General features: G+C 59.6%; 18 protein-coding genes. 5 read left to right on the top strand and 13 right to left on the bottom strand.

Annotated elements, in window-relative coordinates:
- The 11 genes from ACTG3X_RS08930 to ACTG3X_RS08880 form a co-directional block, all read right to left on the bottom strand.
- Positions 1 to 789: an ion transporter gene (locus ACTG3X_RS08930; RefSeq protein ID WP_439110906.1), complete on the bottom strand. Its 789-nt coding sequence runs from the start codon at positions 787 to 789 to the stop codon at positions 1 to 3.
- 59 nt (positions 790 to 848) lie between these two features.
- Entirely contained in the window at positions 849 to 1,706 is an 858-nt protein-coding gene (locus ACTG3X_RS08925) for an SDR family oxidoreductase (protein ID WP_439110905.1), read from the bottom strand.
- Positions 1,703 to 2,626 carry an EamA family transporter RarD gene (gene rarD, locus ACTG3X_RS08920; RefSeq protein WP_439110904.1) on the bottom strand — a complete coding sequence of 308 codons (924 nt, stop codon included), beginning with the start codon at positions 2,624 to 2,626 and terminating at the stop codon, positions 1,703 to 1,705. The genes ACTG3X_RS08925 and rarD overlap by 4 nt, the downstream gene beginning before the upstream one ends.
- A gap of 152 nt (positions 2,627 to 2,778) precedes the next feature.
- Positions 2,779 to 5,226 carry a GcvT family protein gene (locus tag ACTG3X_RS08915; protein ID WP_439110903.1) on the bottom strand — a complete coding sequence of 816 codons (2,448 nt, stop codon included), beginning with the start codon at positions 5,224 to 5,226 and terminating at the stop codon, positions 2,779 to 2,781.
- A 90-nt stretch (positions 5,227 to 5,316) separates the two neighbouring features.
- Positions 5,317 to 6,213, bottom strand: coding sequence for a homocysteine S-methyltransferase family protein (locus ACTG3X_RS08910; RefSeq protein ID WP_439110902.1), 897 nt, complete (start codon positions 6,211 to 6,213; stop codon positions 5,317 to 5,319).
- Positions 6,210 to 8,657 (bottom strand): GcvT family protein, encoded by a 2,448-nt coding sequence (locus tag ACTG3X_RS08905; RefSeq protein WP_439110901.1) that lies wholly within the window; start codon positions 8,655 to 8,657, stop codon positions 6,210 to 6,212. The genes ACTG3X_RS08910 and ACTG3X_RS08905 overlap by 4 nt, the downstream gene beginning before the upstream one ends.
- 5 nt (positions 8,658 to 8,662) lie before the next feature.
- Positions 8,663 to 9,286: a LysE family translocator gene (locus ACTG3X_RS08900; protein ID WP_439110900.1), complete on the bottom strand. Its 624-nt coding sequence runs from the start codon at positions 9,284 to 9,286 to the stop codon at positions 8,663 to 8,665.
- Positions 9,287 to 9,317: 31 nt separating this feature from the next.
- Positions 9,318 to 9,935: a LysE family translocator gene (locus ACTG3X_RS08895; RefSeq protein WP_439110899.1), complete on the bottom strand. Its 618-nt coding sequence runs from the start codon at positions 9,933 to 9,935 to the stop codon at positions 9,318 to 9,320.
- Positions 9,936 to 9,949: 14 nt separating this feature from the next.
- A complete protein-coding gene (locus ACTG3X_RS08890; RefSeq protein WP_439110898.1) occupies positions 9,950 to 10,519 on the bottom strand; it encodes a helix-turn-helix domain-containing protein in 570 nt (189 codons plus the stop codon).
- Positions 10,520 to 10,619: 100 nt separating this feature from the next.
- Positions 10,620 to 11,099 carry a GAF domain-containing protein gene (locus ACTG3X_RS08885; RefSeq protein ID WP_439110897.1) on the bottom strand — a complete coding sequence of 160 codons (480 nt, stop codon included), beginning with the start codon at positions 11,097 to 11,099 and terminating at the stop codon, positions 10,620 to 10,622.
- A 71-nt stretch (positions 11,100 to 11,170) separates the two neighbouring features.
- The gene (locus ACTG3X_RS08880; protein WP_439110896.1) at positions 11,171 to 12,343 is read right to left on the bottom strand and encodes a thiolase family protein; all 1,173 of its coding nucleotides are present in this window, start codon (positions 12,341 to 12,343) and stop codon (positions 11,171 to 11,173) included.
- Between the two features lie 98 nt (positions 12,344 to 12,441).
- On the opposite strand from ACTG3X_RS08880, the gene ACTG3X_RS08875 reads away from it, so the two are divergent.
- From ACTG3X_RS08875 to ACTG3X_RS08860, 4 genes are all read left to right on the top strand, one after another.
- A complete protein-coding gene (locus ACTG3X_RS08875; RefSeq protein WP_439110895.1) occupies positions 12,442 to 12,786 on the top strand; it encodes an STAS domain-containing protein in 345 nt (114 codons plus the stop codon).
- Positions 12,787 to 12,806: 20 nt separating this feature from the next.
- Complete coding sequence (locus ACTG3X_RS08870; RefSeq protein ID WP_439110894.1) at positions 12,807 to 13,262, top strand: ATP-binding protein; 456 nt, start codon at positions 12,807 to 12,809, stop codon at positions 13,260 to 13,262.
- A gap of 262 nt (positions 13,263 to 13,524) precedes the next feature.
- Positions 13,525 to 15,102, top strand: coding sequence for a gamma-glutamyltransferase family protein (locus tag ACTG3X_RS08865; RefSeq protein ID WP_439110974.1), 1,578 nt, complete (start codon positions 13,525 to 13,527; stop codon positions 15,100 to 15,102).
- 2 nt (positions 15,103 to 15,104) lie between these two features.
- Positions 15,105 to 15,485: a rhodanese-like domain-containing protein gene (locus ACTG3X_RS08860; protein ID WP_439110893.1), complete on the top strand. Its 381-nt coding sequence runs from the start codon at positions 15,105 to 15,107 to the stop codon at positions 15,483 to 15,485.
- 108 nt (positions 15,486 to 15,593) lie between these two features.
- Here the strand turns inward: ACTG3X_RS08860 and hspQ are convergent, their stop codons facing one another.
- Positions 15,594 to 15,920, bottom strand: a complete 327-nt coding sequence (hspQ, locus tag ACTG3X_RS08855; protein ID WP_439110973.1) for a heat shock protein HspQ — start codon at positions 15,918 to 15,920, stop codon at positions 15,594 to 15,596.
- 216 nt (positions 15,921 to 16,136) lie between these two features.
- Here hspQ and ACTG3X_RS08850 point away from each other — a divergent pair, with 216 nt between their 5' ends.
- Positions 16,137 to 16,727 (top strand): transglycosylase SLT domain-containing protein, encoded by a 591-nt coding sequence (locus ACTG3X_RS08850; RefSeq protein WP_439110892.1) that lies wholly within the window; start codon positions 16,137 to 16,139, stop codon positions 16,725 to 16,727.
- A gap of 15 nt (positions 16,728 to 16,742) precedes the next feature.
- On the opposite strand, the gene ACTG3X_RS08845 is transcribed toward ACTG3X_RS08850, so the two are convergent.
- On the bottom strand, positions 16,743 to 17,345 hold the full coding sequence (locus ACTG3X_RS08845; protein WP_439110891.1) for a LolA family protein: 603 nt from the start codon (positions 17,343 to 17,345) through the stop codon (positions 16,743 to 16,745).
- Positions 17,346 to 17,439: the final 94 nt, after the last annotated feature.

Below are 17,439 nucleotides of genomic sequence, written 5' to 3'. Positions count from 1 at the left end.
TTAACCCTTCCGTTCGCTCGCCAATGCATCGAGTTTCTTTTCGATCCCGTCCAACCGTGCTTTGACATCGTCGCGGTAGGCGTCGGTGTTGGCGACGTCTTCGGTGTGGTGGGCGTCTTGCATGGAGTTGACCACGAGGCCGACCAGCAGGTTGACCACTGCGAAGGTTGTCACAAGGATGAACGGCAGGAAGAAGGCCCACGCGAGCGGGTAGACTTCCATCACGGGGCGCACGATGCCCATTGACCAGCTTTCAAGCGTCATGATCTGAAAGAGCGTGTAGGCCGATGCGCCCAAGCTACCGAACCATTCGGGGAAGTTTTCGGAGAAGAGCTTGGTGGCGATGACGGCGCCGATGTAGAAGATCAGCCCCATCAGCATGAAGACCGAGCCCATGCCCGGCATGGCCGTGATGAGGCCTTCGACCACGCGGCGCAGCGACGGTGCCACCGAGATGACCCTGAGCACCCGCAGGATACGCAGCGCGCGCATGGCGGAGAAGCCCTGGCCCGCGGGCACAAGCGAGATGGCGATGATCACGAAATCAAATATGTTCCAACCCGAGCGGAAAAAGCGGGTGCCATGGGCGAGGAGCTTTGCCAGCAGTTCGGCCACGAAGATGGTGAGGCAGATCGTGTCGAGCGCTTTGATAAGTGTCCCGTAGTTGGCCATCGCGCTTTGCGAGGTTTCAAGGCCCAGAATGATCGCGTTGAAGATGATCACGCCAGTGATGACCGTTGCGGTTCTGGGGTGATCAACAAGTTTGGCGAGTGTTGCGCGCAGGGACATTCGGGCCTCGTGACTTAGCGTTTAGCGTTAGGTAGGCTCTGTGGGCTGAAAGGCAAGGATTATTCGGCGGTCTCGGCGGCGAGAATGGCTTTGAGGCCTGTCATATAGTCAGGGTAGAGCAAGGACACGCCAAGGTCTTCCTTGATGCGTGTGTTGCTCACGCGTTTGCTCTCGCCGTAAAAGCTGCGCGCCATCGGGGAAAGCTCGGCCTCTTCAAAGGCGACCTCGGGCGGCGGGGCCATGCCCAGCAGTTCGGCGGCGTGGGTGAGCACGTCTTGGGGCGGTGCTGGCATGTCGTCGCAGACGTTGTAGGCGGTGCCGGGTGCGGGCTGGTTGATCGAGGCGAGCAGCACTTGGGCGATGTCTTCGACATGGGTGCGCGAAAAGACCTGCCCCTCTTTGATGATGCGTTGGGCGGTGCCGTCGCGCAGGCGTTTGAAGGGGCCGCGACCGGGGCCATAGATCCCTGCGAGGCGGAAGATATGGACGGGCAGGCCTGTGCCGCGCCACTGCTCTTCGGCTTCTACGCGCATGAGCCCGCGGCGGCTGCTTGGGGTGAGCGGTGTATCTTCTGTCACCCATGCGCCTGAGTGGTCTCCGTAGACGCCTGTTGTGGAGAGATAGCCGACCCACTCGAGATTTGGGGCGAGTTGGGCAAGGTTAGAGCCGTATTTTGCCAAGAACGGGTCGCCATTGTCACTGGGTGAAACGGATATGAGCAGATGTGTGGCTTGCTCCAGGGCTGCGCTTATGTCGCCTTCTGGCCATACCAGCGGCGTGACACCCTGCGCCTTGATGGCGGCGCATTTCTCGGCGGAGCGGGTGGTTCCGAAAAGCTGCCACCCTTCGGGGGCGAGACGGCGTGTGAGCGCGTTGGCTGTATAGCCCTGTCCGATGGTGAGGAGTGTTTTTGTCATGGTGTTGTCGCTGTTTTGCTGGCTGTTTCGCGTGCCAGCTTACGGGCGCTTTTCATATTGCGGAAGATAGCAATCGAGTAGAGCACCAGCGCCATCCAGATCATCGGGAAGGCGACCATACGCGCGCCGCCGAAAGGCTCTTTGAAGACAAACACCCCGATGAGAAAGATCATTGTGGGCGCGATGTATTGTAAAATCGCGATGGTGCTGAGGCGCAGGAGCTTTGCGCCATTGGCATAGATGAGGAGTGGTACAGCCGTGACCACACCACAGCCGAGGAGCAGCCATGTATCATAGGTTGTGCCGAGGAAGTTGCCTGTTGGCCCGAGCCAGACAAGATAGGCGAGAGCGGGGGGCGTGAGGATGAGGACTTCCAGCAGGAAGCCCTGATTTGGGCCAATGGGAAGGGACTTTTTGGCCAGAGCATAAAAGCCCCACGTGACAAAGAGCGCTATGGCGACCCAAGGCAGCTTGCCCGCTTCAACCGTGAGGATGATGACGGCGAGAGCGGCCAGCGCGAGGGCGGCGAGCTGGAGCTTGTTGAGCTTTTCGCCCAGTAGCACGGCCCCGAGAAAGACGGAAAACAGCGGGTTGATGTAGTAGCCAAGGGCCGCATCAAGCGCATGGCCTGTTGTGATAGCCCAGACGTAAAAGCCCCAGTTGACCGAGATGAGCGCGGCGGTGACGCAGCCCATGGCAAGCATTTTGGGGTTTGTTAGAGCCGTTTTGATATCATTCGTGCGGCCCAGAAGGATGAGCAGGGTGGCTGCGATGGGCAGTGACCAGATAACACGGTGTGCGACGACTTCTGCCGGGGGGATATGGCTGAGGAGCTTCATGTAAAGCGGCAGAAACCCCCAGAGAATATAGGCGGTGAGCGCAAAGGCGAGGCCTTGGGGTGTGTCGCGGTTCTCTGGCATGGTGTCTCCTCTTCCCTGCCTGATTAGGGCGGTTCTTGTGGAGATGCCAGCCCCATGGCTCAGTCCTAACCCCTCGCCCAACCCCTTGCATGGGCCACGGGGCTGGGTGGGGGCCGATATTGCGCCTTAGGTATCCAAAACCAGAAGCCGTGTCAGGCGCGCACCTTCTCTGACTTCGCGTCATACATTGGCTTGAGCGAGGCTGTGGCTTTAACGCGGGTGCCTTTCACGTCGATTTCGTAGCTTGAGGCGAGCACATCGGCAGCGCTTTGGCCCTCGCATGGGACATAGCCGAGGCCGACCGCTGCGCCGAGGGTGTGGCCGTAGCCACCAGACGAAAGGTAGCCGACGATCTCGCCATCCCGCAGGATAGGTTCGTTGTGGTAGAGAAGCGGCGCGCTGTCTTGCAGCAGAAACTGGACCATGCGGGCTTTTGGGCCGGTTTCCTTGCGGGCCAAAACGGCGGATTTGCCGATAAAGTCATCCTTCTTCAGATCAACAGCAAAGCTGAGGCCTGCATCGACCACGTTGTCTTCCGAGGTGATGTCGTGGCCGAAGTGGCGGAAGGCCTTTTCGATGCGGCAGCTGTCCATGGCATGCATCCCGCAGAGTTTGAGGCCGAGGCTTTGCCCCGCGGTGAAAAGCGTTTCAAAGGCGTGTTGGGCCATATCAGAGCCGATATAGACCTCCCAACCCAGCTCACCCACATAGGAGACGCGGTGGACACGCGCCAAGCCCATGCCAAGCTCGATCTCTTGTGCCGTTCCGAAGGGGTTGGCCTCGTTTGAGAAGTCATTTGGGGAGACGGCTTGCAGAAGCGCGCGGGCGTTGGGGCCCATGACAGCGAGAACGCCTTCGCCAGCTGTGACATCGGTGATGATGGCCATGTCGCCGCCCAAGTGGCGGCGCAGCCATGTTTCATCCGCCAGCCGCGTAGCCGCCGGTGTGACGACGAGATAAGCCGTTTCGGACAGGCGGGTGACGGTCACATCGGCCTCGATACCGCCTTTGGCATTGAGGAACTGGGTGTAGACGATCTTGCCTGCGGGCACAGACATGTTTGCGCCACAGACGCGGTTGAGGAAGGCTTCGGCATCCGGGCCTTCAACACGCAGTTTGCCGAAGCTCGACATATCGTACATGCCGATATTCTCGCGGATGGCGGCGTGCTCTGCGGCGCGGTTTTCAAACCAGTTCTGGCGCTGCCAAGTGTATTCATACTCGGCTTTCTGGCCCTCGCGGGCGAACCAGTTGGCGCGCTCCCAGCCTGCGATTTCGCCCATGACAGCGCCTTGGGCGAGGAGCTGATCGTGAAACGGTGTGCGGCGGATACCACGGGCTGTGGCTTTTTGCAGATAGGGGAAGTGGTCGGCATAGAGGAGGCCAAGCGCCTCTTTTGAGCGCTCAAACAGGTAGTGTTTGTTGCCCTGAAAAGGCTGCATGCGGGAGATATCGACATCTCCCAGATCAAACGGTTTGCTGCCTGTGTCCATCCAGGCGGCAAGCGCCATGCCGGCGCCACCAGCCGACTGGATGCCTATGGAGTTGAAGCCAGCGGCGACCCAGACGTTGTCCATCTCGGGCGCAAGGCCGAGGTGATAGGCGTTGTCAGGGGTGAAGCTTTCGGGGCCGTTGAAAAAGGTGTGAATGCCTGCCTCGCCCAGCATCGGCATACGGTTGATGGCCATTTCGAGGATCGGCTCGAAGTGGTCGAAATCTTCCTGAAGCTGGTCAAACTCGAAACTGTCGGCGATGCCGCCCATGCCCCAAGGCTTCGCACGCGGCTCGAACGCGCCGAGCATGAGCTTGCCTGCGTCTTCTTTGTAGTAGGCGCATTCATCGGGCACGCGCAGCACGGGAAGCTGGGTGAGGCCAGTGATGGGCTCGGAGACGATGTAGAAATGCTCGCAGGCATGAAGCGGGACGTTGACGCCCGCCATGCGGCCAACTTCGTGGCCCCACATACCTGCGCAGTTGACGACCATATCAGCGGTGATTTCGCCTGCGGTTCCGTCTTCGCCCTGCCAGCTGACAGAGGTGATGCGGCGGCCTTTTTTGGCAAGGTGAGTGACGTTTACGCGCTCCTGAATGAGAGCGTCGTGCTGGCGTGCACCTTTGGCGAGGGCGAGGGCGATATTGCCCGGGTCGCCCTGACCGTCGAGCGGGAGATAGACGCCGCCTGTGACGCCGTCGATGTTGAGATGCGCGTAGCGCTCTTTGATCTCGGTTGGGCTGATCTCTTCAACAGCGACCCCAAAGGCGCGGGCCATGGCGGCGGAGCGGTGCAGCTCTTCCAGCCGCTCGCCTGTGAGGGCGGCGGTGATGGAGCCGACGCGTTTGAAGCCTGTGGCAACGCCTGTTTCTTCTTCAAGGTTGCCGTAGAGCTCTTGGGAGTACTTCGCGAGCTTGGTCATGTTGGCGGTAGCACGCAGCTGGGCGATGAGGCCTGCGGCGTGCCATGTTGTGCCTGAGGTGAGCTGTTTGCGCTCAAGCAGGACAACGTCTTTCCAGCCGAGTTTGGTGAGGTGATAGGCCACCGAACAGCCGATGATGCCGCCCCCGATTATGACGACACGGGCTTTGGTGGGGAGAGTTGGCATATGATTGACTCCAAGACTGGTCGGGCGCTTTGGGCAGATCGGCGGGGGCCAGCCCCCGCACCCCCGGGATATTTGAGGCAAAAAGAAAGGTTAGACGATGATGTGGCCTGCGGCTTTGAGCTGGTGGGCAAGTTCTTTGATATGGGCGGGGCCAACCTCGCAGCAGCCGCCCACGATGGTTGCGCCCTGGGCGACCCAGCTCATGGCGAAAGCGGCGTAGGCTTCGGGGCCAAGGTCTTGGCGCTCTTGTAGGGCGTCAACCGTGGGGGCCTCTTTGAGGAAGCCTTCGCTGATACGTGTGAAGCCGTTGGCGTAAGCGCCAAAGGGCAGTCCCATAGGCGCGATCAGGTCAAGTGCGGCGGCCACGGCCTCGGGGCGGGAGCAGTTGACGAGCAGTGCGGCGGGGGCAAATTCGGCGACGATTTGGGCCAGATCAGAGACGGATTCGCCTGAGCGCAGCTTGGTGCCGTCGTCGTCATTTATGGTAACGGAAAGCCAGACGGGTTTGTCTGTCGCGGCGCATCCTGACAATGCGCCGCGGGCATCGTGGAGGGATGAGACCGTCTCGATGATGAAGAGATCGGCGCGGGGTGCGAGGGCTGTCACGATTGTGCTGAAAGCTGCGCGCGCCTCTTCGAGCGGTGGGGCAAGATCCGGGCGGTAGCTTGCGCCGAGGGGGCCGAGTGTGACGGCAACACGCCCTGACCCGTGCTCGGAGCGGGCCGCGAGGGCTTCGGCCATGGCGGTGTCGAGCAGTGTTTTGTGCTGCTCTTCAAGGCCGACGCGCGCCAAGCGGTCAACGTGCACTGCATAGGTATTGGTTGAGGCGATGGTCGCGCCTGCTTTGAAGTATTCAAGGTGCACGGCGCGCACCACTTCGGGCTGCTCCATCATCACGGCGGTCGACCAGAGTGGCGTGGGCTTGCTGCCGGAGCGCTTGACGATTTCCTGGCCGATGGAGCCGTCAAGGAGGGTGATTTCGGTCATGCGCGGAGTCTTTCATTTGTGGCGTCCCAAAGGGGCGTGTCAGCTTGCACCACGGCTTTGTGGCGGGTTCCGTATATGTCGACTTCCAGCTCTGTGCCAGCGGTGGCCAGATCGGCTCTAACCATGCCCAAAGCGATAGATTTTCCGACACGGTAGCCCCAGCCGCCAGATGTGGTTTCGCCCACAATGTCGCCGCCCGAATAGATGCAGGACATATAGGGCGCGTCGGCTTCGCCGGCCTCGACAATGAGGGTGACGAAGCGCTTTTGGCTGCCATGTTGCTGCTCGGCGAGAAGGGCGGCTTTGCCGGGGAAGTCTTGGGGCTTGTCGAGTTTTACAAAGCGGTCAAGGCCACCTTCAAAGAGGGAGTAGTCTGTTGAAAGATCGCCCTTCCACGCGCGGTAGCCCTTCTCAAGGCGCAGTGAGTTGAGCGCCCACATGCCGAACGGCTTGGCGCCTGCGCCTGTGATGGCCTCCCAGATTTCGGGGGCGTCGTCATTCAGGCAGTGGACTTCCCAGCCGAGCTCGCCTGCGAAGGAGACGCGGAGCAACATGCAGGGTTTGCCGCAGACTTCGGCCTCCTGTGCGGAGAGCCATGGCAGCGCCATGTCGGCGTTTGTCAGGGGGGCGAGGATCTCGCGGGATTTGGGGCCAGTGACCAGCAGGCACTCGTATTTGTCGCTGCGATCCTGCACTTGCAAGCCTTCGGGCAGGTTGTGGCGCAGGACGTCGCGGTCGTGCCACTGGGCCACGCCAGCGGTGATCAGCCAGATGTTGTCGTCATCGCGCGGGATCACGGACATTTCTGTCAGGATGCGGCCGCGGGGATCGGCGAAATAGGCAAGGCCGACGCGGCCTGCATTGGGCAGGCGCGAGCAGGTCAGGCTATCAACATGCGCCCGCGCGCCTTTGCCTTCGACGGCGAGGCGGCTGAAGCCCGAGATGGCCAGTATCCCGCAATGGTCGCGGACGGCCTCGCACTCTTCGCGGATGCGTGGCTCCCATGGGCCTGTGCGGTTCCATGTGTGGGTGCTGGCTTCTGAGGTGTCGTCGCCCTCTTGGGCGAACCAGTTGGCGCGCTCCCAGCCGTTGTAGGCACCCATTTGTGCGCCTGCGCTTTTCAGGCGGCTGTGGAGCGGGCTGAGCTTGCGGTCGGGGGCGGCGGGCCAGCGGTGCCACGGGAAGTGCATGGCGTATTCGTTGCCGTAGACTTCCATACCCTTGAGGTTGCAATAGTCCTGATCGGTATAGTCGGTGTAGCGGCGCGGATCGACGGCCCACATATCCCATTCGGTTGCCCCATCGACGATCCATTCGGCCATGACCTTGCCCGCGCCGCCGCCTTGGGCGATGCCGAAGGTAAAGACACAAGCTTCAAAGGCATTTGCGACACCCGGCATAGGGCCGATGAGCGGGAGGCCGTCGGGCGCGTAGGGGATGGGGCCGTTGATCACACTCGAGATGCCCGATGTGGCCATGAGCGGGACGCGTTCCATGGCATCGGTGACGATATCTTCTATGCGGTCGATGTCTTCTTGCCAGAGCTGGAAAGAGAAATCGTCTGGCATGGGGTCGCTCGGATCGACCCAGTGGGCTTTGCAGTTTGGCTCATATGGGCCGAGGTTGTAGCCGCCTTTTTCCTGACGCAGGTAGTAGGAGACATCAACATCGCGGATCAGGGGCAGCTTGCCACCGTGTTCTTTTGACCAAGCCTCGATTTCGGGGATCTGCTCGGTGAGCAGATATTGGTGCTCCATCACCATCATCGGCACAGTGCGCCCGCCATAAGGCTTGAACCATTCACCGACGCGTTGGGCATAGTAGCCTGCCGCGTTGACGACATAGTCAGCGGCGATATCGCCTTTCTCGGTATGGACGACCCAAGACTTGTCAGCCTGTTGCGTCACGCCCGTGGCAGGGGTGAAACGCAGGATTTTCTGGCCCATGTCGCGCGCGCCTTTGGCGAGGGCTTGGGTGAGTTGGGCCGGGTCAATGTCGCCATCTGTCGGGTCATAGAGCACGCCCATCAGATCGTGGGTTTCAAGGAAGGGGTAGCGCTCTTTGGCTTGGGCTGGTGTCCAGATTTCCATCTGGATGCCTTGGTAGCGGCCCATGGAGGCGGCGCGCTCGAACTCTTGCATACGCTCTTTGGTATGGGCGAGGCGGATGGAGCCTGACTGGTGGTAGTTCATCGGGTAATCCACCTCATCGCCTAGGCGGGCGTAAAGCTCGGTGGAATAACGCTGCATGTTCATGATGGACCAGGAGGTGCTGAAGGTGGGCACATTGCCTGCGGCGTGCCATGTGCTGCCTGCGGTCAGTTCGTTCTTCTCGAGCAGCACACAATCTGTCCAGCCTTTGAGGCCAAGGTGGTAGAGCACGGATGCGCCGACCACGCCGCCACCTATGACAACGACACGGGCTTTGCTTGGAAAATCAGACATGGTGTTTACTCCCAGATGAGGCGTGCCGCTAAGCCGCCGAAAACGATAGCAGTGATTTTGTTGAGCGTGCCGCCCAGACGGGCGAGGTGATTGCCTGCAAAGCCCGCTGTGAGGCCATAGGCGCTGGTGATGACAAAGCCTGTGGCGTTGAAGAGGAGGCCGAGAAGCAGGATCTGCTGCCAGATTGGTCCTGCCTCGGGGCGTGTGAACTGTGGCAGGAAGGCAAGGATGAACAGCGCAACCTTCGGGTTGAGCAGGTTTGTGAGGTAGCCGCGCTTGAGCGCAGAAAAGAGTCTTTTGGCCCCGACGGCTTTTTCAAGCGCTGAAGGCGCGCGCCATGTCTTGACCGCCAGAAAGATGAGATAGGCCGCGCCGATGTAGCGGATGGAATCATAGGCATGCGGGATCGCCATGAGCGCTGCCGAGATGCCGAGGACGGCAAACATAACATGGGTGAGGCCGCCCAAAGTGATGCCGAGTGCGGCTGCAACCCCTGTGCGCGGGCCGCCCGAGATGCCGGAGGCCATGGCGAATGCGACATCCGAGCCGGGCGTGAGATTGAGCAAAACACCAGCGCCTGTGAAGGCGAGGATGAGTGCAGGATCCATGGCCAGAAGTGTCTCTAACATGGCGGAACCCTGTGTTTGTTTTGGGCTGCTTTCATGAGGGCCGCCCCGTGTAGCCGCCGAGCGCAAGGCCATAGGCGATGAAGCAGAGGCCCATCACACGGCGGAACCACGCATTGAAGACAGCGCCGAGGGCGAGCTTGCCGAGGCCTGCCCCGAGGGCGGTATAGGTGCAGTAGCTGAGGGTGGTCAGTGTGAGCGCTGTGGGCACTATAGCCCACATTTGCGTAGCGATCGGGGTGGTCGGGTCAACAAACTGGCTGAAGGCGGCAAGGTAGCCAGCCACTGATTTCGGGTTGATCGTGGCAATCATGAAAGAGCGGAAAAACAGCGACTGGCTTGTTTGGGTCGCCGCTTTGATAGGCAGATGGGCCATGAGGATTGCGCGCAAGCCGAGATAGACAAGGAAGCCGGCTCCAACAAACTTGAGCACGAGAAAGGCAGTGGGCGATGCGGCGACAAGCGCTGTGATGCCAAAGGCCGAGAGCGCCAGAAAGAGCGAGGCTTGGCACAGGATCGCGGCAACGGCGGGCAAGCTGCGCAAGAAGCCGCGCTGCATTCCTGTCTGGATGCAGTTTACCGCGTTTGGCCCCGGGGTGGTGACAAACACCAGCCAGAAAACGGCGAAAATACTCCAGGCTTCAAAGCTCATATCAATTCACTGCCTTAATATACGGGTGGCGCGATGACCCAGATGGCCACGGCGGGTGTGTCGTAGGGGTTGATCCATTCAAACGGCTCGCCGCGAATGCGGAAGCTGTCGCCCGGTTCGATGGTGAAGCGGGTTCCGCTGATAACAAGATCAAGCTTGCCTGCGAGCAGATAGCCGACCTCTTGTGTGGGGCGGGTGACGGCCTCGCCGATGCGGGAGTGTGGCGCGAACGTAGAGTGCACCATCTCGAAATCATCGGTGAGATCAGGGGAGAGAAGCTCTTCAACGAGCCCTGCTTCGCCAGATCCTATGGGCCTGCGCGCGCCTTTGCGCACCACATAGCCCGCTTCATCAGCGGGAGCAGGAGCGTGGCTGAAGAGCATGGAGACTGACACGCCAAGCGACTTTGCGATGTGGCGCAAGTCGTTGATAGACGGTTCGGACATGTCACGCTCGACCTGACTGAGCCAGCCAACAGAGCGCCCGAGCTGCTCGGCCATATCGCTCAGCGTCAGCCCGCGGGCTTTGCGCAGGGCGCGCAGATCGGCACCTAGGGTCTGAACGGCGTGTGCAGTTTGGTTCATCCGACTCTCGTGAAATTTTGGCCTACAATTTCACGATGGCTCAGTTCTGTGAAATTTCAAAGCATTTTTTCACAGCGATGTTGGCCAAGTTTTGAGAGCGTCAGGTCGCCGCAAGCTCTGCGCTGTCTTGCTTTGCGAAAACCTCAAAGAGGATCGCCTCAAGCGCGTTGGCATCGTCTTGGGTAAAGGCTGCGGGTTTGTCACTGTCGATATCAAGGACAGCGATGACATCACCCACGGCGTTGAACACGGGCAGCACCAGCTCGGAACGTGTGCTGGAGGCGCAGGCGATGTGGCCTTCGAAAGCCTCGACATCATCGACCAGCTGCACCGTTCGGCTGCGCGCGGCTGCGCCGCAAACGCCGCGTGTGAAGGGGATGGAGAGGCACCCGTGCCCGCCTTGGTAAGGGCCGATCTTGAGCATGCCCGGGGCTGTTACGCGGTAAAACCCGGTCCAGTCGAAGCGGTCATCGGCATGGTGGATCTCACAGGCGAGAGTGGCCATCAGCGCGACCGCGTCGGTTTCGCCTTCGGCGAGGCTCAGGATGGTTTTGGCGAGTGTGCCATAGTCTACAGTCATCTGTTTGCTTTCGTGCATAGGACGGCGCGGGGCATTGCCCCGCACCCTGAGGTGTTTTGGCCCAAAGACGCTTAGACGCGTTCGATCGCTATGGCTGTGCCTTCGCCGCCGCCGATGCAGATTGCGGCGATGCCGCGCTTGAGGCCGCGTTTTTCCAGAGCGTTGAGCAGTGTCACGATGATTCGTGTGCCTGATGCGCCGATGGGATGGCCGAGCGCACAGGCGCCGCCGTTGACGTTTATCTTGTCACGGGAGATGCCCATTTCGTGCATGAAGGCCATCGGCACGACTGCGAAGGCTTCGTTGACTTCCCAGAGGTCTACATCTTCGACGCTCCAGCCGATGTTTTTCAGCAGCTTTTGTGCGGCGGGGATGGGCGCTGTTGCAAACCATCCTGGGGCTTGGGCGTGGCTTGCATGGCCGATGATCTCGGCGCGGACTGTCAGGCCCTGTGCCTTGGCTGCCTCTTCTGAGGCAAGCACCAGCGCGGCGGCTCCATCGGAGATGGATGAGGCATTGGCGGCTGTGACTGTACCACCCTCGCGGAAGGCAGGCTTCAGTGTCGGGATCTTTTCCGGGCGGGCTTTGGCGGGCTGTTCATCTTCAGAGATGACCACCTCGCCTTTGCGGCTTGTGAGCGTCACAGAGGCGACTTCACCATCAAATGCGCCAGAGCGAATGGCCTCAAGCGCGCCGTTGAGTGAGCCGATTGCGTAGTCGTCTTGGGCTTCACGCGTAAATTGGTACTTTTCGGCGCAGTCTTCTGCAAAGGTGCCCATCAGGCGGCCTTTGTCATAGGCGTCTTCAAGGCCGTCCAGAAACATATGGTCAACGACTTTCTGGTGGCCGATGCGGGCGCCAGAGCGCATTTTTTCTAGCAGGTAGGGCGCGTTTGACATGGATTCCATGCCGCCTGTGATCATGGTGTCGGCGTGGCCAAGAGCAATCTGATCTGCGCCCATCATAGTGGTCTTCATGCCAGAGCCGCACATTTTGTTGACGGTGGTGGCGGGCACATCTTCGCCCAGCCCCCCGGCAAAACCCGCTTGGCGCGCGGGTGCCTGGCCCTGGCCTGCGGGCAAGACACAGCCCATGAGCACTTCATCGACAGTTGTTGCACCAGCGTTGGCCAGCGCTGCGCGAATGGCTGCGCCACCCAGTGTGGAGGCGGGGACGCCATCAAACACACCTTGAAAGCCGCCCATAGGGGTGCGCGCCGCGCCTGCGATCATTACCTTTTTCATGAAATAGTCTCCTCCGTTGGGGCCTGAATACCGAATAGAAAGGATTGCCGTCTAGTGTTTGTGATCAAAGGCGTATTTCTACGATAACGGAGAGCGAGATGGAATTTAGCTGCACCGAGACGGGTGATCTCTTGTTTGTAAAGGTTCTGGCAGAGCGGATAGACGCGGCTGCGGCGCTTAAATTCAAGGATTCGCTGCGGGAGATAACGGGTGAGGCGAGGTCTAGCCACGTTGTTCTGGATCTATCTGCTGTCAATTTTATTGACTCAAGTGGTCTGGGCGCTGTTGTGGCGGTCATGAAGTTGATGGGCACGACCAAGCGCCTTGATCTGGCGGAGCTGACACCGACTGTTGATAAGGTCTTTCGCCTGACGCGGATGGACTCGATCTTTACAATTCATGAGCGGGTTGAAGATGTTTCGCGGCTCTACAAAGTGGGCTGAGCTTCGGCGAGGATGGGCAGATGACGCTCCTTAGGCGACAGAGCAGTGCCGATGTGTGCTTCGAGTTTCCCAGTGGGGAGGAAGAAGTGCGCAAAGCGCTTTGCGAGCTCACGAAGACGCTTCGCGAGATGGAGCTAAGCGCTGACGACATAGGGTCTGCCGAAGTTGTGCTGGGCGAAGTGCTTAACAATATTGTCGAACATGCATATGGCGCAGGCCGCAGTGGACGGATTGCCGTCTGTCTGCACCGCGCGGGGCATGCCCTGCGCTTTCATGTGTTGGATGAGGGTGAGGCGCTGCCGCGTGCGCGCTTGCCAGAGGGGCGACTGCCAGCTCTGGATGGAACGCTTGAGGAGATGCCTGAGGGCGGCTTTGGCTGGTATCTTGTCCACCACATCGCCAGTGATCTGGCCTACAAGCGCACCGAGGGGCGCAACGAGCTTGCCTTCTCGATCTTCTGTGACGGTCAGGGGTGATCCCTTGAACTGCTTCGGCTTGCTGTGGCCAAATTTCTTGAAATTGCCGCATTCGGCACGAAGATTCGCCTGATTCAGACGTCATACCTAGTTTCGTAGCTGCATATGGCTTCCCTCGGCGTCGCGTGTTAACAGCCCCCACCCAGTGCGCGGCGTCGAGGCACTTACCTCCCCCCCAAATCGCAAATTATCAAAACTGCATTGGCATTGGTCTTTGTGGCGCTTACTCTTTTGGCAAAGCGAAACAGGGGTGACCAAAATTATGCGCGACTTTCATTTTCCGGGGCGTTCGCCCGTCTTGGCGAGCAATGGCATGTGCGCCACATCGCATCCTTTGGCGGCCAAAGTGGCTGTTGATATCATGGAGCGGGGCGGCAACGCTATGGATGCGGCCATCGCCGGTGCGGTCCTGCTGGGCATTTGTGAGCCGCAGATGACAGGGATCGGCGGGGACTGTTTTGTCCTCTTTCAAGACAAAGAAGGCGGTGCGATCCGCGCGCTGAACGGATCAGGTACGGCGCCAGCGGCAGCGGATATCGAGGCGCTGCGCGCACGTGGAGAAAAGACAGTGCCGCTCAACGGGCCCGAGGCGGTGACCATCCCGACCGCGATGGACGGCTTTTGCCGTTTGTCTGAGGACTATGGCAAGCTCGGGCTTGACGCGATCCTTGCCCCTGCGATCCGCTATGCGGAAGAGGGTGTGCCTGTTGCGCCGCGTGTGGCCTTTGACTGGCCCGAAGCGGCCAAGGCGCTGCAGGGGCATGGCAAAACGCATTACTTGATTGATGGCAAGCCGGGTGAGGTGGGGCAGATGTTTCGCTCACCCGCGCAGGCCGAGGCGCTACGGCGCGTGGCCAAAGACGGGCGCAAGGGCTTTTATGAGGGCGAAGTGGCCGAGGATATGGTGGCGGCACTTCAAGAGTTGGGCGGTGTCCACGAGCTGAGCGACTTTGCGGGGGCAACCAGCTTTTACACCGAGCCTGTACAGAGCCATTACAAAGGGGTGGACCTTTGTGAGCACCCGCCCAACGGGCAGGGCGCAACGGCGAATCTCATGCTCAATATTTTGAGCCAGTTTGACCTTGCAAGCATGGAGCCGTTTGGCGCGATGCGGGCGCATATCGAGGCAGAGGCAACGAAGCTTGCCTATGACGCGCGCAACCGCTTCATTGCCGATCCTGATATGACGAAGCGGCTCGCGCATATGCTGAGCATGGATACGGCCAAGAAGCTGGCGGGGCTGATTGACCCCAAACACGCGATGGACGCGGCCGCGCCTCTGAGCGAAGCCGTACATAAGGACACGGTTTACATCACGGTGGTGGACAAGGACCGTATGGCTGTGAGCTTTATCTACTCTATTTTCCATGGCTTTGGCTCTGGTATTGCCAGTGAAAAATTCGGCATTCTGCTGCAAAACCGTGGCGCGGGTTTCACGCTCGATGCGGCGCACCCCAACGCTTATGGTGGCGGCAAGCGCCCGATGCACACCATCATCCCCGGGATGCTGGCCGAGAACGGGCGCGCTGTGATGCCATTCGGTGTGATGGGTGGCGCCTATCAGCCCTGTGGCCACGCACGGTTTGTGACCAACATGCAGGATTACGGCATGGACGCGCAGAGCGCGATTGATGCGCCACGGTGCTTTGCCGACGGCGGTGAGCTGAAAGTCGAAAAAGGCTATAGCGAAGCGGTGCGCACCGAGCTGGCGGCACTGGGACATAAGATTGTTGTTCCTGACGGGCCTTTGGGCGGGGCGCAGGCGATCCGCATCCGCGCAGATGGTGTGCTCGAGGGGGCATCTGATCCGCGCAAAGACGGCGCGGCGCTGGGGTATTGAGCATGGCAATTACACCTGTGAAAGAGCTCGTGATGCGGGCAAAAGAAGAGATTGAGACGCTGAGCCGCGACGAGGTCTGGCGGCTTGCCGAAGCGGGAGAGGCGCTTGTGGTGGACATTCGCGACCCTCGCGAGCTTGAGCGCGAAGGGCGTTTCCCCGGTGCGATGCATGCGCCGCGGGGGATGCTGGAGTTCTGGTTTGATCCTGCCAGCCCCTACCACAAAGAGGCGTTTGTCACGGAGAAGAAGATTATCCTGTTCTGTGCGGGGGCGTGGCGCTCGGCTCTGGCGACGAAGGCGCTACAGGACATGGGTGCTGAAAATGTCGCCGAGATGGAGGGTGGCTTCGGGGCCTGGAAGAAAGACGGGCGCCCCGTGGAGTAGGGCTGATCGGCGTTTGCTTTGCACACACCGACCCGCTGGGGGACGCTGTCCCCCAGACCCCCTGGGATATTTTTAGCAAAAAGAAAGTTTGACCGGCTTTTGACCGTGTCAGTTCATTTGGAACTGAAGCGGGTACTGGCCGTCGCGGAACGGGCCGAAGAGATCGGGGATGTCCGGGTGATCAACGGGCTCGCCTGAATAGTCTGCGACGAGATTTTGCTCGGAGACATAAGCGACGTAGTAGCTCTGATCATTTTCGGCCAGCAGATGATAGAAGGGCTGCTCTTTTTTGGGGCGGCTGTCTTCGGGGATTGCTTCGTACCATTCGTCGGTATTGGAGAACTGTGGGTCCACGTCAAAGACTACCCCGCGGAAGGGGTGCTTCTTGTGGCGGACGACTTGCCCGAGGTGGTATTTGGCACGTTTGCGTATCATCATAAGAATTGCCCCTATCTGAGCAGCTTAACGCTTTCAATGGGGGTCTGTCTATTTTTGAGCGCGTTTTTGCTGGAAACACTGTGTGACGGGCTTTCCAACAGTGCTGTGTTTTACAGGTCAATACGGGCAGAAAAGCGCTTGAGGCACGGGAAATTGATTTAGATTTTTTGGCGGATGCGCTATGTTTGAAAAAAACAAATAAGCGAGGGGCAGATGAGCAGAATCCTTTGCGCTTTTATGATTGTGGCAACTTTGGCGGCCTGTGGCAGCCCGAGAGGGACAAGCGCGCCGCGCAACCTTGATAATGCCTGTGCAATCCTCAAAGAGCGCCCGACATACTTCCGTGCCTTTAAGGCGGCAGAGCGTAAATGGGGCGTGCCTGTGCATGTGCAGATGGCCACCATTTACCAAGAGAGCAAATTCAAATCTGATGCGCGAACGCCATTTCAGTATTCGCTTGGTGTGATTCCTGTTGGCCGCCAATCGAGCGCCTTTGGGTATTCGCAAGCGCTTGATGCGACTTGGAAAGAGTACCAGCAGAAAGAAAACAAGCGCATGGCGAAGCGCAACAACATTCGCGATGCGACAGATTTCATGGGCTATTACATGAATATCACCCGGGAGCGGAACGGGGTTTCGCTTCATGACGCGCGCAACCAATATTTGGCCTATCATGACGGGCACACAGGCTTTGCGCGTGGCACGTACCGCCAGAAAGCTTGGCTGATGCGTGTTGCGGGTGAGGTTGGCCAGCGCTCGGAAATGTATAAAGCACAGCTTGCGAGCTGCCGCCGCTTGCGCTGAACGGGTGGCGGGCGCTTAACGCCCGCGCTCTTTTGTGTTGAGGGCGATGTCAAAAAGTCTGTTTGGCAGGCTGCCACCTTTGGTGAGCGCGCCCAAAGACACCGTTGTGCTTGATCCGCCCTGATCGTTGATGACCCATTGGCGCAGCTCGACGGGGTCACCCGTGAATTTCAGTTGGATGTTGCCGTATTCGGGGTGTGCAGGGTCTTGTGCTGTGATGGTCGTGGCGGTGCCGTCATAGCTGTGCCCCACAATCATATTGGCGCGCGCGAGGTCAACATTGCGGGCAAGGATGATCGACAGGGGGGTTTTGCCGAGTGGATAGCTCTCGGGGCCCTGATTGGTTTTGGGATCAAAGATCGCCACGGTATTTGCGCTGGCCAGTACGAGCGTTTCTTCGGGCGGGTTATACTCGAAGCGGATTTTGCCCGGGCGCTTGATGTAGATCGTGCCTGTGGCGATTGTTCCGTCTTCATTGATCTGTGTGAAGGTGCCCTGAGCAGTCTTCATCGCGTTGAGATATTGGGATAGGGCCGCAAGCGAGAGCTTTTCTGCCATGGCCGGGCTTGTAAGAGCGAGCGCCAGTACGGGCGCGAGGAAAATATGTTTGAGCTTCATAACCGTTACCTAAGTATCCCGATGTGTGTTTGCACGTTTGATATGGGGTTAGAATACGAAAACACCGACTGTTAAGCGATAACAAGCCGGTGTT

It is taken from the genome of Lentibacter sp. (assembly GCF_965658795.1).
GTDB lineage: Bacteria > Pseudomonadota > Alphaproteobacteria > Rhodobacterales > Rhodobacteraceae > Lentibacter.
Note: the sequence above shows the minus strand (reverse complement) of the source record. Positions and strands in the feature narration are given on the sequence as shown.